The following is a 4,642-nucleotide window of genomic DNA, read 5'->3' on the forward strand; positions in this document are numbered from 1 at the left end:
TCTCAAATCGTTGATAGCCGTAGCGGATGGCGAGGTCGCCGAGGCCGCCGGCGCCGATGGCGCCGGCCATGGCCGAGGCACCGATCAGCGTCACCAGCGTCACCGTGAAGCCGGCGACGATGCCGGGCAGGGCTTCCGGCACCAGCACCTCGCGGATGATCGTCCAGCGGTTGCCGCCCATGGCGCGCGCCGCCTCGATCAAGCCACGGTCGACCTCACGCAACGACACTTCGGCAATGCGCGCGTAATAGGGCGTGGCGGCGATCGACAGCGGCACGATGGCTGCCCATGTGCCGATCGAGGTGCCGACGATCAGCCGCGTCACCGGGATCAGTGCCACCAGAAGGATGATGAAGGGCACCGAACGGAAGCCGTTGATGACGGCGCCGAGCGCCCGGTTCACCCACAGGCTTTCGGCAATCCCGCCGCGTTCGGTGGCGATCAGTGCCAGGCCGAGCGGCAGGCCGAAGACCAGCGAGATGAGGCCGGAGGCGGCTGTCATCAGGACGGTTTCCCAAATCGAACGCAGCAGAAGTTCAAACAGGATCGGCGACATGGCCAAGCACCTCCACCCGCGCCTGGCGGGTCTTCAGGAATGTGATGATGTCAGCGAGATGATTTGCATCGCTGCCGGGAACAGACAGGAACAGCGTGCCGACGGGCTGTTGCTGGATATGGTCGATGCCGCCGTGGATGAGGCGGAAGGCGCCTGGAACAGCCGTGGCAAGGTCGGACAGCAACGGGCCGCGTGCCGCATCACCGGCCACGTCGACGCGCAGGATCGTCTCCGCGCCGGCCGCCGGCAGCAGCCGGGCCGCCAGTTCGGCTGGCAGCTGTGGCCGGATGGCGCCGAGCAGGCTTTTGGTGATGTCTGATTGTGGGTCGGCAAACACCGACCAGACCGGCCCTTGCTCGACGATGCGCCCGGCGTCGATCACCGCAACGCGGTCGGCGATCGAGCGGACCACCTCCATCTCATGGGTGATCAGAAGGATGGTCAGCCCAAGCTGCCGGTTGATGTCCTTGAGAAGGGCGAGGATGGAGCGCGTTGTTTCCGGATCGAGCGCCGAGGTGGCTTCGTCCGACAAGAGCAGCGCCGGGCGTGCTGCCAGCGCCCGGGCGATGCCGACACGCTGCTTCTGGCCGCCCGACAGTGACGCCGGATAGGCTTTTGCCTTCTCGGACAGGCCGACGAGGTCGAGCAGTTCGGCGGCGCGCTTCAGTCGCTCGGCCTTCGGGCGGCCCTCGATCTTGAGCGGCAGCGCCACATTGTCTTCGACGGTCTTGGCCGACAGCAGGTTGAAATGCTGGAAGATCATGCCGATGCGCCGCCGTAGCGGCTGCAGGTCGCGCTCGCCGAGCCGGCTGATCTCTCGGCCTTCGATGAAAACTTCGCCGGAGTCAGGACGCTCCAGCCCGTTCAGGCAGCGGATCAGCGTCGACTTGCCGGCGCCGCTGCGGCCGATGATACCGAGGATCTCGCCCTTGCGCACGGTCAGCGAGATGCCGTCGAGCGCCGCTGTCGCACCGAAGCGGCGCTTCAGCTCGACGAGGCGCACGACGTCCTGAGACGCGTCGGGCCGGGCATGGATCGGATCGGCGGTTTCTCCGGATGCCGTGATATGCTGGTTCATGAATGTTCCTGTTCCCGAAAACGCAATCGCGGCCCGCGCCTGAGCGCGGACCGCTGTTGCTATCGAACCGGGCTTCCGGTCGACCGGATCAATAGGCGCTGAGGCCGGTGCCCTTGTAGACCTTGTCGAACTCGGCCTTCACCGCCTCGTTCTGATAGGAGGCGACCAGCGTCTTCACCCAGGCCTCGTTCTCGTTACCGGCCTTCACCGCGATGAAGTTGCGGTAGGGATTGTCGGCGATCGGCTCCTGCGCGATGCGGTTTTCCGGCGTCAGGCCGCTTTTCAGCGCCCAGTCGGTGTTGACCACGGCCGCGTCGAGATCCTCGACCGAGCGGCCGACAATGCCGGCGTCCAGTTCCTTGATCACCACCTTCTTCGCGTTCTCGGCGATGTCGACGGTGGCGGCGAGAATGCCGGTGCCGTCCTTCAATTTGATCACGCCCTCGTTCTGCAGCACGCGCAGCGCCCGGCCTTCATTGGATGGATCGTTCGGCACGCCGACGACCGCGCCCTCGGGCAGGTCGGCGACTGCTTTGTACTTCTTGGAGTAGAGGCCGATCGGCCACACGCCGGTATAGCCGACGCGCACGATATGATACCCTTGAGTCTTGATCTGGTTGTCGAGATAGGGCTGGTGCTGGAAGGCGTTGGCGTCGATTTCGCCGCGCTCCAGCGCCTCATTGGGCTGGGTGTAGTCGTTGAACACCACGGTTTCGATGGAGAGGCCCTTTTCGGCGGCCTGGGCGACGACGACTCGCCAGACATCCTCGTCCTCACCGCTGATGATACCCACCTTGATCGCCTTTTTGTCCTCGGCGAACGATGCGCCGGGCGCCATCAGGCTGCCGATCGCCACGGCCGAGGCGAACAGCAGAGCAAGGCCACTGCGCCGGTTGACGGTTGACCCCGGGGAAGATGGCAAAGTGTTCTTGAAGTCGGACATGATTGATCTCTGTGGTTGTGAAGTCATGGCAGCGAGGCGGATTGCCTAGCCTTGGTCACATCCTCAGAAATTCTATCAAGTTTATCAAAGAACGCCTTTCGCCGTTCTCGCCAAAGCCGGGAATATTCTCTCAAAATTTTCGGGTGAGTGAGAACGAGACGCCATTGAATCGATCGCCGCGGGCTACGATGCGATCCGCTGCGCTTCGGAAGTAAGATCGGACTCTCGGAAAAACCGGCGCTGACGCCAGGCTCAAAGCGCGATCCACGCCGTCTTCAGTTCCAAATATTTCTCCAGCGCGTGAAGCGACTTGTCGCGGCCGAAACCGGACTGTTTGACGCCGCCGAGCGGCACGGTGATGTCGGCGCCGCCATAGGTGTTGACGTGGACGACGCCGGCATTGATGGCGCGCACCATGCGGTGTGCTGTGGAGAGGTTGGCGGTCCACACCGCCGAGGCGAGCCCGTAGACGGTCGAATTGGCAAGCCGCACCGCCTCCTCCTCGGTCTCGAAGCGCATGACGCCGAGCACTGGCCCGAACACCTCCTCGCGCGCAAGCTGCATGTCTTGCGTGACATTCTCGAAGATCGTCGGCGCCATGTAGCTGCCGCCGGTCTCGGTCAGAATCCGCTCGCCACCGGTGACCAGCTGGGCGCCTTCTTCGGTGGCTCTGGCGACGAAACCGAGATTCTTGTTCAGTTGCTCGGCGCTCGACACGGCGCCGACATCGCTGGTGAGATCGAGCGGATCGCCGACTTTGAGCCGCGTGGTTGCCGCGACAAGTTCGTCCATGAACCGATCATAGACCGCTGACTGGACCAGAAGCCGCGAGCCGGCGACGCAGACCTGGCCGGAATTGCGAAAAATGCCGTTGGCCGAGACGACCGCCGCCTGTTTCAGGTCGGGAGCATCGGCAAAGACGATGTTGGGCGACTTGCCGCCGAGTTCGAGGAAGACGCGCTTCAGATTGGAGCGAGCGGAATATTCGAGCAGCCGTCGGCCGACCGGCCCCGAGCCGGTGAAGGCGATGGCGTCGACATCCATATGCAGGCCGAGCGCTTCGCCGGTGACCGCGCCACGGCCGGTGACGACATTGAGCACACCGGCGGGAAGTCCGGCCTCGCTTGCCAATTCGGCCAGCTGCAGCAGCGTCAGCGAAGCGATCTCCGGCGGCTTGACCACCACGCAATTGCCGGCGGCAAGTGCGGGCGCGATCTTCCAGGCGCCGATCATCAGCGGAAAGTTCCACGGCACGATGACGCCGACGACGCCGAGCGGCTCCTTGTGGATCAGTCCGAGCACATTGTCGGCCGTTGGCGCGATCTCGCCGTAGACCTTGTCGATCGCCTCGGCATAGTAGCGGATGGTGCCGGCGGCCGAGAGCGGTTCGGCCTTGTAGGCCATGCCGATCTCGGTGCCATTGTCGCGCACGCCGAGCACGGCGAGCTCGTCGGCATGCTTTTCGACCAGCTCGGCGAATTTCGTCAGCACCTTCTTGCGAAAGGCTGGCGCTGATCGCGACCACGAGCCCTTCTCGAACGCCTTGCGCGCCGACTTCACGGCGCGGTCGATATCGGCGGCGTTGCCGTCGGCGATGCTGGCGAACGGCCGGCCGTCGATCGGCGACGTCACCGGCAGGCTTGCGCCGCTTGTTGCCTCGATCTGCACGCCATCGATGAACAGGCCCCGTGCGCCGATCTCCGTCCTGCGCAGCGTGTCGATGGCATTCTGACTGATCATGGGTGACGGACTCCCAGGCAAACATGCAATGTGGTTGGCGCGCGGAATTCCCAGCCGCGAAACACCGGCTCCTTGCCAGGCACAAGGCTGAGATCGGGGAAGCGCAGGAGCAACAGCCTCACCGCAAGGCACATCTGCTCGCGTGCGAAAAACCGGCCCGAACAGAAATGATGGCCGAAGCCGAAAGCGGCATGGTTGCCTTCGTCGCGGTTGATGTCGAAGCGGTCTGGATCGGCAAAGCGGCTCTCGTCACGGCTTGCCGAGGAGACAAGTGCGGCAACCGCGGCACCGGCTGGAATCGTCACGCCGCCCAGCTCGACCGCCC

General features: G+C 64.3%; 5 protein-coding genes. All 5 read right to left on the reverse strand.

Going from position 1 to position 4,642, the window contains the following annotated elements; translation table 11 throughout:
* The coding region (locus EN906_RS23635; protein ID WP_164777309.1) for a methionine ABC transporter permease at window positions 1–556 on the reverse strand (556 nt) is incomplete at its 3' end.
* Entirely contained in the window at window positions 537–1,634 is a 1,098-nt protein-coding gene (locus EN906_RS23640; RefSeq protein ID WP_127266744.1) for a methionine ABC transporter ATP-binding protein, read from the reverse strand. The genes EN906_RS23640 and EN906_RS23635, both read right to left, overlap by 20 nt.
* An 88-nt stretch (window positions 1,635–1,722) precedes the next feature.
* The gene (locus EN906_RS23645; RefSeq protein WP_127266745.1) at window positions 1,723–2,577 is read right to left on the reverse strand and encodes a MetQ/NlpA family lipoprotein; all 855 of its coding nucleotides are present in this window, start codon (window positions 2,575–2,577) and stop codon (window positions 1,723–1,725) included.
* A 252-nt stretch (window positions 2,578–2,829) separates the two neighbouring features.
* Window positions 2,830–4,317: an aldehyde dehydrogenase gene (locus tag EN906_RS23650; RefSeq protein WP_127266746.1), complete on the reverse strand. Its 1,488-nt coding sequence runs from the start codon at window positions 4,315–4,317 to the stop codon at window positions 2,830–2,832.
* Window positions 4,314–4,642: cytochrome P450 (locus EN906_RS23655; RefSeq protein WP_164777310.1), on the reverse strand; the 329-nt coding region annotated here is incomplete at its 5' end. The genes EN906_RS23650 and EN906_RS23655, both read right to left, overlap by 4 nt.

Source organism: Mesorhizobium sp. M7A.F.Ca.CA.004.06.1.1 (assembly GCF_003999135.1).
GTDB lineage: Bacteria > Pseudomonadota > Alphaproteobacteria > Rhizobiales > Rhizobiaceae > Mesorhizobium.